The sequence below is a fragment of the Micromonospora sp. NPDC049171 genome, assembly GCF_040648275.1.
GTDB lineage: Bacteria > Actinomycetota > Actinomycetes > Mycobacteriales > Micromonosporaceae > Micromonospora.
The window spans coordinates 1-16,987 of sequence record NZ_JBEZDJ010000048.1; the positions used below are offsets into that span (position 1 = coordinate 1).

13 protein-coding genes are annotated in these 16,987 nt (G+C 71.9%); 6 read left to right on the forward strand and 7 right to left on the reverse strand.

Annotated features, from left to right (window positions below):
* Nucleotides 1-49: 49 nt before the first annotated feature.
* Nucleotides 50-886: an MBL fold metallo-hydrolase gene (locus tag AB0B14_RS35590; RefSeq protein ID WP_357526486.1), complete on the reverse strand. Its 837-nt coding sequence runs from the start codon at nt 884-886 to the stop codon at nt 50-52.
* A 138-nt stretch (nt 887-1,024) separates the two neighbouring features.
* On the opposite strand from AB0B14_RS35590, the gene AB0B14_RS35595 reads away from it, so the two are divergent.
* Nucleotides 1,025-2,242, forward strand: a complete 1,218-nt coding sequence (locus tag AB0B14_RS35595; protein WP_357067689.1) for an NADP-dependent isocitrate dehydrogenase — start codon at nt 1,025-1,027, stop codon at nt 2,240-2,242.
* A 297-nt stretch (nt 2,243-2,539) separates the two neighbouring features.
* Here AB0B14_RS35595 and galT read toward each other — a convergent pair whose 3' ends face one another.
* From galT to cysC, 3 genes are all read right to left on the reverse strand, one after another.
* Nucleotides 2,540-3,616 (reverse strand): galactose-1-phosphate uridylyltransferase, encoded by a 1,077-nt coding sequence (gene galT, locus AB0B14_RS35600; RefSeq protein WP_357067691.1) that lies wholly within the window; start codon nt 3,614-3,616, stop codon nt 2,540-2,542.
* On the reverse strand, nt 3,613-4,437 hold the full coding sequence (locus AB0B14_RS35605) for a DeoR/GlpR family DNA-binding transcription regulator (protein ID WP_357526488.1): 825 nt from the start codon (nt 4,435-4,437) through the stop codon (nt 3,613-3,615). Before AB0B14_RS35605 ends, galT begins: the two co-directional genes overlap by 4 nt.
* A 110-nt stretch (nt 4,438-4,547) precedes the next feature.
* Nucleotides 4,548-6,077, reverse strand: coding sequence for an adenylyl-sulfate kinase (gene cysC, locus AB0B14_RS35610; protein ID WP_357526490.1), 1,530 nt, complete (start codon nt 6,075-6,077; stop codon nt 4,548-4,550).
* A 231-nt stretch (nt 6,078-6,308) separates the two neighbouring features.
* On the opposite strand from cysC, the gene AB0B14_RS35615 reads away from it, so the two are divergent.
* From AB0B14_RS35615 to AB0B14_RS35635, 5 genes are all read left to right on the forward strand, one after another.
* Complete coding sequence (locus tag AB0B14_RS35615; protein WP_357526491.1) at nt 6,309-7,223, forward strand: ABC transporter ATP-binding protein; 915 nt, start codon at nt 6,309-6,311, stop codon at nt 7,221-7,223.
* Nucleotides 7,216-8,121, forward strand: coding sequence for an ABC transporter permease (locus AB0B14_RS35620; RefSeq protein ID WP_357526493.1), 906 nt, complete (start codon nt 7,216-7,218; stop codon nt 8,119-8,121). Before AB0B14_RS35615 ends, AB0B14_RS35620 begins: the two co-directional genes overlap by 8 nt.
* On the forward strand, nt 8,121-9,032 hold the full coding sequence (locus tag AB0B14_RS35625; protein WP_357067701.1) for an ABC transporter ATP-binding protein: 912 nt from the start codon (nt 8,121-8,123) through the stop codon (nt 9,030-9,032). The genes AB0B14_RS35620 and AB0B14_RS35625 overlap by 1 nt, the downstream gene beginning before the upstream one ends.
* Before the next feature lies 1 nt (nt 9,033).
* Nucleotides 9,034-9,744, forward strand: coding sequence for an ABC transporter permease subunit (locus AB0B14_RS35630; protein ID WP_357067703.1), 711 nt, complete (start codon nt 9,034-9,036; stop codon nt 9,742-9,744).
* Between the two features lie 93 nt (nt 9,745-9,837).
* Nucleotides 9,838-10,482 carry a hypothetical protein gene (locus AB0B14_RS35635; RefSeq protein WP_357067705.1) on the forward strand — a complete coding sequence of 215 codons (645 nt, stop codon included), beginning with the start codon at nt 9,838-9,840 and terminating at the stop codon, nt 10,480-10,482.
* 46 nt (nt 10,483-10,528) lie between these two features.
* On the opposite strand, the gene valS is transcribed toward AB0B14_RS35635, so the two are convergent.
* The 3 genes from valS to AB0B14_RS35650 are packed head-to-tail and all read right to left on the reverse strand — an operon-like array spanning nt 10,529 to nt 16,985.
* Nucleotides 10,529-13,198, reverse strand: a complete 2,670-nt coding sequence (gene valS / locus AB0B14_RS35640; RefSeq protein ID WP_357067708.1) for a valine--tRNA ligase — start codon at nt 13,196-13,198, stop codon at nt 10,529-10,531.
* Between the two features lie 56 nt (nt 13,199-13,254).
* Entirely contained in the window at nt 13,255-15,135 is a 1,881-nt protein-coding gene (locus tag AB0B14_RS35645; protein ID WP_357526496.1) for an ABC transporter ATP-binding protein, read from the reverse strand.
* On the reverse strand, nt 15,132-16,985 hold the full coding sequence (locus tag AB0B14_RS35650; protein WP_357526498.1) for an ABC transporter ATP-binding protein: 1,854 nt from the start codon (nt 16,983-16,985) through the stop codon (nt 15,132-15,134). The genes AB0B14_RS35645 and AB0B14_RS35650 overlap by 4 nt, the downstream gene beginning before the upstream one ends.
* Nucleotides 16,986-16,987 lie beyond the last annotated feature (2 nt).

Genomic DNA, 16,987 nt, shown 5'->3' on the forward strand with positions numbered 1-16,987 from the left:
ATGAGGTTATTGCCAGTTTCGTCGGCGAGTCGTGGCAATAACCTCATGATCAACGCGGGTTTGGGGTGGGCGGGGGCGGGGGCGGTAACGGGGTGGGGGTGAAGGGGTGGGACAGGTGGGGGGTGGCTAGGCGGGTGGGGGAGTGGGTGTCCAGGGTTGTTCGTCGGGAGTGGCGGGCTTGTTCCGGGTTCACCTCGTGGGCGTACGCCAGGTCGGGGTCGACCAGCTGCACCATGTGCACCAGCAGGTCGCCGGTGAGCAGCACGCGTTCCTCGGCCGAGGTCACCAGCACCGACTGGTGGCCGGGCGTGTGGCCGGGAGTGGGCAGCAGACGTACCGCCGGGGTGAGGGTGGTCTCGCCGTCGACCACCCGGAGCTGGCCGGCGGCGCGCAACGGTGCGACCAGGCCGGCCGGCAGGGCCGGGTTGAGGGTCTCCGCCGCGTCGAGTTCGGCGCGCTGCACCAGGTAGCTCGCGTTCGAGAAGTACGGCCGGCCCGGCGTGCCGGTCACGGCCCAGCCGATGTGGTCGGTGTGCAGGTGGGTGAGCACGACTGTGTCGACGTCCGCGGGGTCGATGCCGGCGGCGGCCAGCTCGGCCGGCAGGCGGCCGGGCACGGGTGCCCAGCTCGCGGCCAGCGAGTCGGCCGGGCCGATACCGGCGTCGACAAGTGTGACCGGCCCGTCCCCGGATCGGATCGCGAAGCTGCGGAACGGCAGCCACCACTGCCCGTCGGTGGTCACCGCACCCGGGTCGCGGCGGTCGGCCTCCCGCCAGTGGGCCGCCGTGGCGTGCGGAAACGCCTCGCTGCGAGGTTGGAAGAAAGCTCCCTCGGAGTCGGTGAGCGCGGTGACCGTGATAGACCCGAGGGTGCGGCTCAGTGGCATCGGACGATGATTCCAGGGCATTCCTGTTCCGTGCAGCCCGGTTTTCGCCGGCCGGTCGAGGCCGGCTGGGGGCTGCCGGCCCAATTGCAGTACGCTCGTACTGCTTGAGCACGTGTCCCCCGAGAGGAGCGCCGGCCGATGGCGAAGATCAAGGTAAACAACCCGGTCGTGGAGCTCGACGGCGACGAGATGACCCGGATCATCTGGAAGCAGATCCGGGAGCAGCTGATCCTGCCCTACCTCGACGTCGACCTGCACTACTACGACCTGTCGATCCAGCACCGCGACGAGACCGACGACCAGGTCACCATTGACGCCGCCAACGCCATCAAGGAGCACGGCGTCGGCGTCAAGTGCGCGACCATCACCCCGGACGAGGCCCGGGTGGAGGAGTTCGGCCTGAAGAAGATGTGGCGGTCGCCCAACGGCACCATCCGCAACATCCTCGGCGGCGTCGTCTTCCGCGAGCCGATCATCATGTCCAACGTGCCGCGGCTGGTCCCCGGCTGGACCAAGCCGATCATCATCGGCCGGCACGCCCACGGTGACCAGTACAAGGCCACCGACTTCGTCGTCCCCGGCCCGGGCACGGTGACCATCACCTACACCCCGGCCGACGGCGGCGCGCCGATGGAGATGGAGGTCGCCAACTTCCCCGGCGGCGGCATCGCCATGGGCATGTACAACTACGACGAGTCGATCCGGGACTTCGCCCGGGCCTCGTTCCGGTACGGGTTGGACCGCAACTACCCGGTCTACCTGTCCACCAAGAACACCATCCTCAAGGCGTACGACGGCCGGTTCAAGGACATCTTCGCCGAGGTGTTCGAGACCGAGTTCAAGGACGAGTTCGCCGCCGCCGGCATCACCTACGAGCACCGGCTCATCGACGACATGGTCGCCGCCGCGCTCAAGTGGGAGGGTGGCTACGTCTGGGCCTGCAAGAACTACGACGGTGACGTGCAGTCCGACACCGTCGCGCAGGGCTTCGGCTCGCTGGGTCTGATGACCTCGGTGCTGCTCTCCCCGGACGGCCGGACCGTCGAGGCCGAGGCCGCGCACGGCACGGTCACCCGGCACTACCGGCAGTACCAGAAGGGCGAGAAGACCTCGACCAACCCGATCGCGTCGATCTACGCCTGGACCCGGGGCCTGGCCCACCGGGGCAAGCTGGACGGCACCCCGGCGGTCACCGAGTTCGCCAACACCCTGGAGCAGGTCATCGTCGACACCGTCGAGGGCGGCCAGATGACCAAGGACCTCGCGCTGCTCATCTCGCGCGACGCCCCGTGGCTGACCACCGACGAGTTCATGAACGCGCTCGACGAGAACCTGGCCCGCAAGATCGCCGCCTGATCCAGGCGTACCGCGTTATCGGAGCCCGCCGGCCTCTGCGCCGGCGGGCTTCGGCGTGTCCGGGGCTGACGCGCCGGTCGGCGTCACTGCTGTCGGCGCGCCTCGTTGACCAGGATGGACGAGATGCCAGTCGCGTCCGAGGAAGGTTGACCACGGTCGACCCGCGGCACCCGTGCGCCGATCAGCCAGCCTTCCCGGCTGTGCCGTGCACAGCCAGCCGTCCCTTCCCTGCGGGGGGCCCTGTCCCGGGCCCCCCGCGCCCTGTTTCCGCGAAGGCGGCGCCGCGCAGCAGACCGTTCAGGCGGCGCGCAGCAGGTCGGCGGCGCGCTCGGGGGCGATGTCGTTGATGAAGACGCCCATCCCGGACTCGGAGCCCGCCAGGTACTTCAGCTTGTCCGTGGCCCGCCGGATGCTGAACAGCTGCAGGTGCAGGTAGCCCAGGTCGCGGTCGATGCGCACCGGAGCCTGGTGCCAAGCCGAGATGTACGGCATCGGCATGTCGAACAGGCCGTCGAAGCGGCGCAGCAGATCCAGGTAGAGCGGCCCGAAGGCGTCCCGCTCGCTGTCGCTGAGCGCCGGGATGTCCGGTACCAGCCGGTGTGGCGCGACGTGCACCTCGAACGGCCAGCGGGCGGCCGCCGGGACGAACGCCGTCCAGTGCTCGTTCTCGGTGACCACCCGGTCGCCGGTGGCGCGCTCGGCGGCCAGCACGTCCGCGTACAGGTTGCTCCCGCCGGTCCGTTCCGCGTGCCGGCGCGCCGCGGCCAGCAGCGCGCGGGTGCGCGGCGTCACGAAGGGGTACGCGTAGATCTGCCCGTGCGGGTGGTGCAGCGTGACGCCGATCTCGACGCCCCGGTTCTCGAAGCAGAAGATCTGCTCCACGCCGGGCAACTCGCCGAGCACCTCGGTGCGGTCAGCGAGCGCGTCCAGGACGGTGCGGACCCGGCGCGGCGGCAGGCTGGCGAAGGATGCGTTGTGGTCCGAGGTGAAGCAGACCACCTCGCAACGGCCGACACCCGGTCGAACAGGGGTGAACGGGGTGATCTCGCCGGGCTCGTCCACCACTCGTCCGCTGAGCGACGGGAACCGGTTCTCGAAGACCACCACGTCGTAGTCGGGCGCGGGGACCTCGGTCAGCCGGTCACCCACCGACGGGTCGAGGGGGCACTCGTTCGCCGGCGGGAGGAAGGTGCGGGTCTGCCGGTGCACGGCCACCGCCACCCACTCGTCGGTGAGCGGGTCGTAGCGCAGCTGGGACGCGGGGGGCGGCGGCGGCAGGTCGCGGCGGTCCGGCTGGTCGCGGACGGCGTCGTCGCGCTCGTCGAAGTAGATCAGCTCCCGGCCGTCGGCCAGGTCGATCGCGGTGCGTTTCACTGCGCCGCCCCCTCACTCGTCGGCGTGCGCGTCTCGCGGCCCGCCCCTGTCGCTTCCACCATGATCAATTCGCCCACGTGTTCGCCGAGTACCCGTCGTGCGGGCGGAGGCAACCGGTCGTCGCTGACCAGTACGTGTGCTGCTGCCAGCTCGACGATCGAGGAGATGCCCACCGTGCCCCACTTGGTGTGGTCGGCGAGCACCACCAGCCGGTCCGCCGCGGCCACGAGCGCCCGGTCGGTCTCGGCCTCCATCAGGTTCGGGGTGGTGAACCCGGCCCGTTCGGTGATGCCGTGGACGCCCAGGAAGAGCAGATCCAGGTGCAGCGACCGGACGGCCCCGACCGCGAGCGGGCCGACAAGCGCGTCCGACGGCGTGCGTACGCCCCCGGTGAGCACCACCGTCTGGTCCGGTCGACCCGCGGCGTGCAGGATCTCGGCCACCGGCAGCGAGTTGGTCACCACGGTCAGGCCGGGCACGTCCACCAGCCTGCGGGCCAGCTCGGCGGTGGTGGTGCCGGCGGAGAGCGCGACCGCCGCGCCCGGCCGGACCAGTTGGGCGGCCCGGTCCGCGATGGCGGCCTTCTCCGCCAGTTGGCGGACCGACTTGGCGTGAAAGCCCGGCTCGTCTGTCGAACTCGGCCCGGCCGTCGTGGCGCCGCCGTGGACCTTGGCCAGCAGGCCACGCTCCTGCAGCGACTCCAGATCACGGCGGATGGTCATGTCGGAGACACCGAACTCGCCGGCCAACTCGGTGACCCGGACGCCGCCGGTGGACCGGACCCGCTCCAGGATGGCCGCCTGCCGCTGCTGAGCGAGCATTCGCCGTGCCTCCCCGGGGGTTCCCGACTCTCACGCGGTCAAACGTGTTCCAACAAAGACGAACACTAGCGCGTAGTGAGCGGGGGCCGAACGGGGGCCACGGAGACGACTCAGCTGGCCGCGATCTTCAGCTCCACCCAACCGGTCTCGGTCAGCTGGTGCAGCACGGCCTGCACCGCGTCCGCGACGCTCAGATCGGTGGTGTCCAGCACCAGGTCGGCGTCGGTCGGCTCCTCGTACGGGTCGTCGATGCCGGTCATCCCGGTGAGCAGGCCGGCGCGCGCCCGCGCGTACAGGCCCTTGCGGTCCCGGCGCTCACACACCTCCAGCGGAGTGGCGATGTGCACCAGCACGAAGCCCGCCCCGGCCGCCAGGGCCATCTCGCGGGCGGTGGCGCGGGCCGCCGCGTACGGGGCGATCGGGCAGCAGATGGCCACCCCCCGATGCCGGGCGATCTCGGCGGCCGCCCACCCGATCCGCCGGACGTTGGTGTCCCGGTCGGCCTTGCTGAAGCCCAGCCCCGCGGTGAGCTCCCGGCGCACCACGTCACCGTCGAGCAGGGTCACCGTGCGGTCGCCGCTCTCCCGCAACGCGTCCGCCAGCCCGCGGGCGATCGTCGACTTGCCGGAGCCGGAGAACCCGGTCAGGAAGACCACCAGCCCGCGGTGCCGACGCGGTGGCCGGGCCCGGGCCAGCTCCCTCGCCACGGCCGGCGGGGTGTGCCACTCCGGCAGGGGAAAGCCCCGGTCGAGCAGGTCGTCGATCTCCTGCTGGGTCAGCGCGAGCCGACGGTTGCGCGGTGGGATGTCCTCCCGCCAGCGCCACTGCCCGTCCCGGTTGTCGTACGCGAGCTCGCGCGGCACCAGCACCCGCAGCCCGGCACCGGAGAGCATCTCGCCGGTGGAGAGCAGGTGGGTGACCCCGTACGCGGCGGACACCCGGGCGCGCAGCAACGCGTCGCTGATCTCCTCCCGCCGGTGCGACAGCGGCACCGCGATCACGGTGGCCGGCGGCATCCGGTCCCGGGCGGCGAAGATCGTGCGCACCAGCGCCTCCGGCGGAAGCCCACCGACACCACCCTCACCGACCGGGATCATCACGAGCAGGTGCGCGGCCAGGGTGCGGGCGGCGTGGGCGATCTGCGCGAGCTGTGGACGGTGCAGCGGTCGGTCGGCGATGACTCCCAGCACCCGGCCCGGTGGCAGCAGCGCGCGGACCTCCTCCGGGCTGCGGCGCAGCCGCTGGAACGGGCCGTGCCCACCGTCGCCGAGTCGCCGGACCTGGCCGCCCACCCCGGCCACGCCCTCGCGTACCGGCCAGACGTCGGCCACGTCCAGGGCCGCCGCCGGAGCGCCCTCGCCGTCGGTCAGCACCAGCGCCCGGCGGGCCGGGTCGCCCGGATCGAAGCTCTGGGCCAGCGCCGCCGGCACCTGTAGGGTCACCGCGACCTGCCACGGAGTGCCGTCGGCCAGTTGGCCCCGCCGGCTGACCGACACCAGGTCGGCGCGGGTCATGAAACCGCTCAGTGGGGCGTACGCACCGGTCAGCAGCAGCTCCAGATCAGCCAGCTCACCGGGACGCGGCGTGTACGCCGGCGCGTCCCGTAGCACCTCGTCGGGCAGCACCCAGCCGTTGCTCATCCACGCCCCCCACTCGCTGACCGGCACACAGTTTCGCAGCCGACCGTCGATCGGTCGAGGCCGCCACTCCACGACTCCCGTGGGCGGCCGTCCTCGGATCGCCGTCTGGACTCCGCCTCGGCCCGACCGCCCTGATGAAACAGGCCTTAGGGGTCCGTCGGGGCAAGGATCAGGGGAGCACGGGGGGCGAGCCGCTGTCCGCGACGGGTGTCGACTCCCTACGCTGGCAGCGTGACACTGATCGCGACCCAGTCGCTCACCAAGACGTACGGAGGTCGGGTCACCGCGCTCGCCGACCTCACCGTCGCCGTCGAGCCCGGGATCATCGGCCTGGTGGGCGCGAACGGCGCCGGAAAATCCACGTTGATCAAGATTCTGCTCGGCCTGATCCCCCCGACCAGCGGTCAGGTCTCGGTGCTCGGCATCGACCCGTCCGCCGACCCGGCGGCGGTTCGTGCCCGCGTCGGCTACATGCCCGAGCACGACTGCCTCCCACCCGACCTGTCCGCCGCCGAGCTGGTCACCCACCTCGGCCGGATGAGCGGCCTACCTCGCACCGCCGCCCGCGAGCGAGCCTCGGAGGCCCTGCGGCACGTCGGGCTCTACGAGGAGCGTTACCGCCCGGTGGGCGGCTACTCCACCGGCATGAAGCAGCGCGTCAAGCTGGCCCAGGCGCTGGTGCACGACCCCGACCTGCTGCTGCTCGACGAGCCGACCAACGGCCTGGACCCGGCCGGCCGGGACGCCATGCTGGCGCTGGTGCACCGGATCGGCACCGAGTTCGGCATCTCCGTGCTGGTCTGCTCGCACCTGCTCGGCGAGGTGGAGCGGATCTGCGACACGCTGATCGCCATCGACGGCGGCAAACTGCTGCGCGCCGACCACATCTCCGCGATGACGTCGGCCACCGACGTGCTCGCCGTGGAGGTCAGCGAGGGCACCGAGCAGCTCGCCGCCCGGCTCGCCGAGCTCAAGCTGCCGGTGGCACGGGACGGGCGACTGCTCCTCGTGCCACTGGCGGACGACGCCACCTACGACCTGATCCTCGGCGCGGTCGCCGAACTGGACCTGCCACTGCACCGACTGGACCAGCGCCGGCACCGGGTGGCCGAACTCTTCGCCACGAGGGAGCTCTCCCATGCCTGAGCCGACCGCAGCCGCCGTGCGCCAGGCGCCGACCGGCGTCATCCACGACATCGGCTACCAGCGCTACGAGGGCCCGAGGCTGGGCCGCCGCCAGGTCTTCGGCGCCCTCTACGGGCACGGGCTGCGCACCGCGTTCGGGTTCGGGCGCAGCGCGAAGGCCAAGATCTTCCCGTGGCTGGTGGTCGGCATCGTCTCCCTGGTCGCGGTGGCCCTGGCCGCCGTACGCAGCCAGATCGGCGAGCCGGTCGCCACGTACGCCCAGTTCGCCGACGCGATGAGCTGGCTTGTCATCTTCTTCGTCGCGGTGGCCGCGCCCGAGTTGGTCTCCCGGGACCTGCGCAGCGGTGTGCTGCCGTTGTACTTCTCCCGACCGCTGCCGCGCGCCGACTACGCACTGGCCAAGCTGCTGGCGCTCGTCACGGCGCTCTGGCTGCTGCTCGGCGGGCCGCAGTTGCTGATGTTCCTGGGTGCCGCGTTCACCACCAAGCAGGGCATGCGCGGGGTGTGGAACGAGCTGCTCGACCTGCTGCCCGGGCTGCTCTACGCCGGGCTGTGGGCTGTGGTCTTCGCCTCGGTCGGGCTGCTCGTCGCCTCGCTGACCGGCAAGCGTGCCTTCGCCGCCGGTGGGGTGGTGGCGGTCTTCCTGATGACCACCCCGATCGTCGGGGTGCTGAGCATCCTGCCGTCGCGCGCCGCCAACGAGTTGGCCGGGCTCGCCTCGCCCTCCACGCTGGTGCAGGGGGTGGGCATCTGGTCGCTTGGTGACCTGCTGGTCGAGGGCGATCCGGGCGAGATGATGATCGGCGGGTTCGGCCCGGTCTACGCCCTGGCCGCGGTGCTGTTGGTCGCCGGCGCGACCGCCCTCCTGCTGGTCCGCTACCGGAAGGTCGCCTCCTGATGAGCACGCTGAGCCTGACCGGGGTGTCCCGGTGGTACGGCAACGTGGTCGCGGTCAACGACATCAGCATGGCCCTGGGGCCGGGCGTGACGGGCCTGCTCGGCCCGAACGGCGCCGGCAAGACCACCCTGCTGCACATGATGGCCGGTTTCCTGTCCCCGTCGCGCGGCACGGTCACCCTCGACGACCAGCCGACCTGGCGCAACCCCGACGTCTACCGGCGGCTGGGGCTGGTCAGTGAGCGGGAGGCGGTGCAGGGTTTCCTCACCGCGTACGAGTTCGTGTTGGCAAGCGCGAAGCTGCACCGGCTGGCCGACCCGGCGGCGGCGGCCCGGCGGGCGATCGACCTGGTGGAGCTGGAGTCGGCACAGGACCGCCGGATCGGCACGTATTCCAAAGGCATGCGGCAGCGGGCCCGGGTGGCCGCCGCGATGGTGCACGACCCGCAGGTGCTGTTGCTCGACGAGCCGTTCAACGGGATGGACCCGCGCCAGCGGCTGCACATGATGCAGCTGCTGCACACGCTTGGCGACGCCGGCCGGACCATCCTGTTCAGCTCGCACATCCTGGAGGAGGTCGAGCAGGTCTCCGGGACGGTGCAGGTGATGGTGGCCGGGCGGTTGGCGGCCTCCGGCGACTTCCGGACCATCCGCCGGTTGATGACCAACCGTCCGCACGTGTTCGCGGTGCGGTCGACGAACGACCGGGCCCTGGCCGTCGCGCTGATCGCCGAGCCGTCGGTCAGTGGGGTCGAGCTGGACCCCACGGGTCTGACCGTGCGGGCCGGCGACTACGGCGCCTTCACCCGGGCACTGCCCCGGATCGCGCTCAAGCAAGGCATCCGGGTGCGCCAGCTGGTGCCGTCCGACGAGTCTCTGGAGAGCGTCTTCTCCTACCTGGTGGAGGCCTGACATGTCGACAATTACCTGGATCACCGCACGCGGGCTGTTCGGCCGGCGTCGGTTCCTGCTGCTGCTCCCGTTGCCGTTGGTGCTGCTCGGGTTGGCCGTGCTCTGCCGGTCACTGGGCGTCGACCCGGGCGAGTGGGGGCCGCCGGTGCTCGTCGGGCTCGGGCTGGCCGTGGTGCTGCCGGTGGTCGCGCTGATCATCGGCACGGGCGTGTTGGGCGCCGAGATCGACGACGGCACTGTGGTGCACATCCTGACCAAGCCGCTGCCGCGTTGGCAGATCGTGCTGCCGAAGCTCGCGGTGGCCGCCGGGGTCAGCGCGGCCACCGTCGCGGTGCCGCTCTACGTCGCGGGCGTGCTGGCCGATTCGGTACGCCTCGGTCTGGCGCTGGCGTTCGCGGCGGCGCTCGGCGCGCTGGCGTACTCGGCGTTGTTCCTCGCGCTCAGCCTGGTCACCAGGCGGCCGGTGCTGCTCGGCCTGGTCTACGTGTTGATCTGGGAGGGGCTGCTGGGCAACTTCGTCAGCGGCACCAAGGTGCTCTCCATCCAGCAGTACGTGATCGCCCTCGCCGACCGGCTCGCCCCCAGCGGGCTGTTGGAGACCACCGTCTCGGTGCCGGTGGCCTCGGTGATGACGGCGCTGGTCAGCGTCGGCTTCACCGTGCTGGCCATCGACCGTCTGCGGTCGTTCAGCGTGGCCGGCGAGACGAGCTGAGGCCGGTGCGCGGCGGTGTTCCGGCCAGCCACCCTCCGGCGGTAGGGCTGGCCGGATGGACCGGCTACCCCACGTCGGGCCAGGCTGGTGGGCGTGAGCGTCCAAGCGGAACGAACGTCGTTGGCTGAGCCGTACTCCCGGAGTAGCCGGCCGTGGCTGACCAGCCTGGCGGTCGCCGGGCTGGCCTGCGCCACGGTCGCCACGGCCGCCCAGGGCACCGGCCAGTTCCACTGGTGGGCGGTGTTCATCCTGATCCCGGGCGCGTTGCTGGCGGCCAGCGGCGGGCCGTTGCTGGCCCGGGGTGGTGGTCGGGCTTTCGGCGGTTACCTGCTCGCCTGCGTCGGCACCCTGGTGTTCACCGTGGGTGCGCTGCTGATGTTCGGCGTGATGGGGCGGGGTTGGCCGCTGATGGTGGTGCTGCCCTGCCTGGCGGTCGCCGGCACCTACGGCTGGCGGGCGGCCCACCCACTGGCCCGCGGCCTGCACCGGGCGGTGGCTCTGCTCGCGCTGACCGGCGCGTTGCTCGGCCTGACCCTGCAACTGATCCGGCTGGACGTGATCGACCTGGAGACCGGTTGGTGGGGCGCGTTCCTGATGCTGGCCGGGGCCATCGTGCTGGGCAACGCGGGCGAGCTGACCCGGCACCGGATGCCGTACCGGCTCCAGGCGATCACCCTGCTGGTGGGGCCGTCCGTGATCGCGATCCTGCTCGGGCTGCGCTTCCTGCGCGGCTGGTGACTCCCGTCCGCCGCCGCCGGAGGGGGGTGGCGGCGGCGGACGGCGGTCAGAACGCGCAGGCGATGACGAGCTCCGGGGTGCGGTCGGGGAGCAGGTCGAGTTTGCCGATCCGGCCCGCCGCCCGCAGGTCGTCGGCGACGAGGGTGAGCTGTTCCAGAAGCGCCGCCGGGCCGAGCGCCTCGGCCAGCGGCACCTCCGCCTTCATCGACAGCTTCCGCTCCGACTTGGCCCGCCGCACCTGGCTCAACGCGTCGCCGGCGAGCCGCAGCAGCGCCGGCTCACCCGACCCCTCGATCGTCCGGGCCACCTCGTGGGTGGTGGGCCACGGCGCACGGTGCACCGAGCCGTACCGCCACCACGACCAGACCTCCTCGGTCACGTAGGGCAGGACCGGGGCGAACAGCCGCAGCTGCACCGAGAGCGCCGAGGCCAGCGCCGCCCGCGCCGAGTCGGCGCCCGCCCCGGTGCCGTAGGCCCGCTCCTTGACCAACTCGATGTAGTCGTCGCAGAACCGCCAGAAGAACGCCTCGGTCGCCTGCAACGCCGCGGTGTGGTCGTACGCGGCGAGGGCGGTGCTCGCGGCGGTGACCACGGTGGTCAGCTCGGCGAGCATGGCCCGGTCCAGTGCGGTGGTGGCCTTCAGCTCCAGGTCGCGGCGCGGCGTCAGACGCGCCGAGCTGGCGTTGTCGTACGGGGCGCGCAGCGCGTCCGCCGCGCCCAGCCCGAGAACGAACTTGGACGCGTTGAGCAGTTTGGTGGCCAGCCGGCGACCAATCTTGATCTGCGCCGGGTCGAAGGCCAGGTCCATGCCGGGCTTGCCGCTGGCCGCCCAGTAGCGCACCGCGTCCGAACCGTGCTGCTCCAACAGCGCCACCGGGGTGACCACGTTGCCCTTGGACTTGGCCATCTTCTTGTGGTCCGGGTCGAGGATCCAGCCCGAGAGCACGGTGTCCCGCCAGGGCAGCACCCCGTGCTCGAAGTGCGAACGGACCACGGTGTCGAAGAGCCACGTCCGGATGATCTCCTGCCCCTGCGGGCGCAGGTCCATCGGGAAGATCTGTGCGAACAGCTCCGGGTCGGTCTCCCAACCACCGACGATCTGCGGGGTCAGCGACGAGGTGGCCCAGGTGTCCAGCACGTCCGGGTCACCGATGAAGCCACCCGGTTGGCCGCGCTGCGACTCGTCGTAGCCGGGCGCCGGGTCACTGGATGGGTCGACTGGCAGCGCGGACTCGTCCGGCGTGAGAGGGTGGGACCAGTCCGGCTCGCCAGTGTTGTCGAGCCGGTACCACACCGGCACCGGCACCCCGAAGAAGCGCTGTCGACTGACCAGCCAGTCCCCGGTCAGGCCGCCCACCCAGTTGTCGTAGCGGTGCTTCATGTGTGCCGGCACCCAGTGCAGCTCCCCGCCCCGGGCCAGCAGCGTGGCCCGCAGGTCGGCGTCCCGGCCGCCGTTGCGCAGATACCACTGTCGAGTCGAGACGATCTCCAGTGGGCGGTCGCCACGCTCGTAGAACTTGACCGGGTGGGTGATCGGGCGCGGCTCGCCGACCAGGTCACCGGTGTCGGCCAGCATCCCCACGATCTCCCGGCGGGCGCCGTTGACGGTCTGCCCGGCCAGCGCCGCGTACGGCTGTGCCGGCACCCCGGCCGGCGGCTCCGCGAGCAGTCGGCCGTCGCGGCCGATGACCACCCGGGTGTCGAGGTTGAGATCACGCCACCAGGTCACGTCGCTCAGGTCGCCGAACGTGCAGACCATCGCGACGCCGGTGCCCTTGCCCGGGTCGGCGAGCGGATGGGCGCGCACCGGCACCTCGACGTCGAACAGCGGGCTGCGCACCGTCGCACCCACCAGGTCGGCGTACCGCTCGTCGTCGGGGTGACAGACCAGCGCGACGCAGGCCGGCAGCAGTTCGGGCCGGGTGGTGTCGATGAGCACCTCCCGCCCGGCCGGCCCGGCGAACCGCAGCCGGTGGTAGGCGCCGGGGCGCTCCCGGTCCTCCAACTCCGCCTGGGCGACGGCGGTGGCGAAGCCGACGTCCCACAGTGTCGGCGCCTCCGACTGGTACGCCTCGCCACGCAGCAGGTTGCGCACGAACGCCCGCTGACTGGTGGTGCGGGCGATCCGGCCGATCGTCGTGTAGGTCAACGACCAGTCCACCGAGAGCCCGAGCCGCCGCCACAGCGCCTCGAAGGCCTGCTCGTCGGTGACCGTCAGCCGTTCGCACAGCTCGATGAAGTTTCGCCGGGAGATCGGGGTGGGGTCGCGGCGTGCGGCATCGTCGACCGGGGCGGTCGGTGGCCGCCACACCGGGTCGTACGCCAGCGCCGGATCGCAGCGCACCCCGTACACGTTCTGCACCCGACGCTCGGTGGGCAGGCCGTTGTCGTCCCAGCCCATCGGGTAGAAGACCACCTTGCCGCGCATCCGCTGGTACCGCGCGACGATGTCGGTGTGCGTGTACGAGTACACGTGCCCCATGTGCAACTCGCCCGATACGGTCGGCGGCGGGGTGTCGATCGCGTACACGTCGGCCCTGCGACCATTCCCGCTCGGCGCGTCTGACGCCGCGCCGCGACCGGGAACAGTCGCCTTCGAGCGGTCGAACGCGTACGTGCCCTCCTCCTGCCAGTGGCGTGCCCAGCTCTCCTCGAGCCCGTCCAAACTCGGACGCTCGGGAACGCCGGCGCGGGACGTCCTCGCCGTATCGGTCATCCTGCGATCGTAGGCACCGGGGGAGGGCCCGGCCACGTAGTTAGCGCATCGCTGGGTCAGATCAGCGAGTCGCGCCACTGCCGGTGCAGGGCCGCGTACCGGCCGTCGGCCTCGGCCAGCACGGTGGGTGGGCCGTCCTCGACGACCTGCCCGTCGTCGAGGACGAGCACCCGGTCGGCGGTTTCCACGGTGGAGAGTCGGTGCGCGATGACCAGGGCGGTGCGGTCGCGCAGGATGGTGCCGAGTGCGCGCTGCACCAGCCGTTCGGTCGGCACGTCCAGCGACGACGTCGCCTCGTCCAGGATCAGCACGGTCGGGTCGGCCAGGAACGCCCGGGCGAACGCGACAAGTTGGCGTTGCCCGGCGGAGAGTCGGCCGCCGCGCCGGTGCACCTGGGTCGCGTACCCCTCGGGTAGGGCGGCGATGAAGTCGTGCGCGCCGATCGCCCGCGCGGCGGCCTGGACCGTCTCGTCGTCCGCGCCGGGGCGGCCGAACCTGATGTTCTCCGCGACGGTCCCACTGAACAGGTGGTTCTCCTGGGTCACCAACACCACGGCGCGACGCAGGTCGGCGTCGCTCACGTCGCGCAGGTCGACCCCGTCCAGCCGGACCGTGCCGGTGTCCGGGTCGTGGAAACGGGCGACCAGCTTGGCGATCGTCGACTTGCCCGCGCCGGTCGGCCCGATCAGTGCCACCGTCTGCCCGGCCGACACGGTCAGCTCCAGCCCGCCGAGGATCGGGGCGCCGGCCCGGTAGCCGAAGGAAACCGCCCGGAAGGTCAACTCGCCGCGCCCGGGCCCGGTCGGCAGCGGTGTGGGTCGGGCCGGCTCGGCGACGGCTGGCCGTTCGTCGAGCACCCCGGCCAGCTTCTCCAGTGCCGCCGTGGCCGACTGGAGCGAGTTGTAGAACTGGCTCAGCTCCTGCATCGGCTCGAAGAAACGACGCAGGTAGAGCAGGAACGCGGCGAGCACGCCCACCTCGGTCTGCCCGTCGAGCACCCGCCAGCCGCCGTAGCAGAGCACCACCGCCACGGTGACGTTGCCGATCAGCTTGATCGCCGGCGAGTACGTGGCGATCAGGCGGAACGTGAGCAGGCTGGTTCGTCGGTAGTCGTCGCCGAGCGCTACGAAGATCCGTTGGTTGCGCGGCTCCCGGCGGAACGCCTGCACCGCCCGGATGCCCCGCATCGACTCGACGAAGTGCACGATGACAAGCGCGACCGCGTCCCGGGTCCGCCGGTACGCGCTCGCCGACGACCGGGCGAACCAGCGGGAGAGCCAGAACAGGAACGGAAAGGCGAGCAGCGTCACGGCGGCCAGCGGCAGGTCCAGCCAGAGCAGGATGGCGGCCACCGACAGCATCGACAACCCGGCCATCACCAGGTTGTCGATCCCACCGTCGACAAGCTCGGCGATCGAGTCGAGGTCACTGGTGAGCCGGGAGACCATCCGACCTGAGGTGTACCGCTCGTGGAAGCCCACGGACAATCGCAGGAAGTGCCCGAACACGCGCTGCCGCAGGTCGAGCAGGACGGCCTGACCGATCCGGGCGGAGAGGGTGAGGAACCCACGTCGGGCCGCGTACTCGGTCAACGCGGCCACCACGAACGCCGCGGCGACCGCGACCAGCGGGCGGGCGTCGCCGGCGCGCAGCGGCGCGATGGCCCGATCGATGCCGATCATGACCAGGTACGGCCCGGCCATCGCGGCGGCGTTCTGGGTTAGCAGCAGGCCGACCGCGGCGGCGAGTCGCCCCCGGTGTGGTCGGAGCTGCTCGGCGAGCAGAGTCCGGCTGAGCCGGCGCAGCCGGGCCACCGCCTCGGGTGCGGTGTCCTCGGCCCGACTCCGGTCGGCCTCCGGGTCCGTGGCGGTCCCGCGCCACCGGGTCAGCTCCGGTTCCTCCTCCGGCGGTGGGTCGCCCTGCTGCGGCACGGTCACGAGCGCACCAGCCCCCATCCGCCGGAGGCGGACGGGCGCGGGCCGGCGTCGGCCGCCGGTGGGTGCCCGGTGGGTGGGTCGGCGGCCAGCAGCGCCCGGTACGCCGGAACGGTGGCCAGCAGGTCGGAGTGCCGGCCCACCGCGGTGATCCGCCCGTCCTCGAGCAGGGCGACCCGGTCGGCCAGGGCGATCGTCGACGGCCGGTGCACCACCAGCAGCGCGGTACTGTCGCGCAGCACCTGTCGCAGTGCCCCCTCGACAAGTGCCTCGGTGTGCACGTCGAGCGCGGACAGGGGGTCGTCGAGCACCAGCACCGCCGGTCGGCCGAGCACGGCCCGTGCCAACGCGAGTCGCTGCCGCTGCCCACCGGAGAGGGAGATCCCCTGCTCACCGACCCGGGTGGCCAACCCCCACGGCAGCTCGTACGCGAAGTCGGCCTGGGCCAGCGCGAGGGCCGCCCGGACATCGTCGTCGCCGGCGTCCGGGCGCCCCAGGGTGAGGTTCTCCCGCACCGACATGGAGAAGAGCGTGGGCTCCTCGAACGCCACCCCGACCAGCCGGCGCAGCGAGGCCAGCCGTAGTTCGCGCAGGTCGTGCCCGTCCAGAGTGATCCGGCCGGCGGTCACCTCCTGCAGCCGGGGCACCAGCGAGAGCAGCGTGCTCTTGCCGGAGCCGGTGGCACCGACCAGGGCGAGCGTCTCGCCCGGCTCGATGACCAGGTCGATCCCGCGTAGCACCGGCGCGGTGCCACCCGGGTAGCTGAACGAGACCCGCTCGATGCGGAGCTGGCCGTGCACGGCGTCGCGGGTCAGGGCGAGCGCGCCGGGAGAGTCCACGATCTCCGGTGGGGTGTCCAGCACCTCCTGGAGCCGGTCGGCGGCGGTGGCGGCCTCCTGACCGTTGGCGATGATCCAACCCAGCGACTGCACCGGCCAGATGAGCATCAGTTGCAGGCTGACGAACGCGACCAACTCGCCGATGGTCAGCGCACCCTTCGCGGCGGCGGCCGCCCCGGCCACCAGCACCACGCCCAGGGTCACGTTGGGCACCAGGTCGAGCAACGCCGAGGTGTTGGCCAGCAGCCGCGCCTTGCCCACGCCCGTGTCGTGCACCCGCTGTGCCCCCACGGCGAAGCGGGCGGCCAGTTCCGGCCCCCGGCCATACGCCTTCATGGTGCGCAGACCCTGCGCGGTCTCCTCGACCAGGGTCGCCACGTCGCCCTGCTCGTCCTGCATCCGCCGGGACGCGGCATGGTAGTGCCGCCCGAACCGGCGGCTGATCAGCAGCAGCGGCACCGAGCTGGCCGCGACCAGCGCCCCGAGCATCGGGTGCAGGTTGAACAGCAGCACGACCACGACCACGTAGGTGGTCAGGTTGAGCAGCAGGAAGAACACGCCGAAGGAGAGGAACCGGCGGATCACCGACAGGTCGCTGGTGATTCGGGAGAGCAACTGGCCGGACTGCCAGCGGTCGTGGAAGCTCGTCGGCAGCCGTTGCAGGTGGGCGTAGACGTCGGCGCGCAGCGCCGCCTCCATGCCCACGGCCGAGGACGACTGCACCCACCGGCGGATGAAGATGAGCACCGCCTCGACGACGCCGAGCAGCAGCGCCAGGCCGCCGAGCTGGAGCAGCCCGGCCGGTTCGTGCCGGGCCGCCGGCCCGTCCACCACCCGCTGCACGACCAGCGGCACGGCGATCCCGGCCGCCGTGCCCGCCAGGCCCGCGACGAGCAGCCAGGCGAACTCGGCAGCGTACGGGCGCAGGTAGGGACGCAACCGCCAGAGGTTGTGCAACGGGTGCCGGGGCGCGGCGACCGGGGTGGCCGGGTCGCCGTCGCTCCGCAGAGGCATAC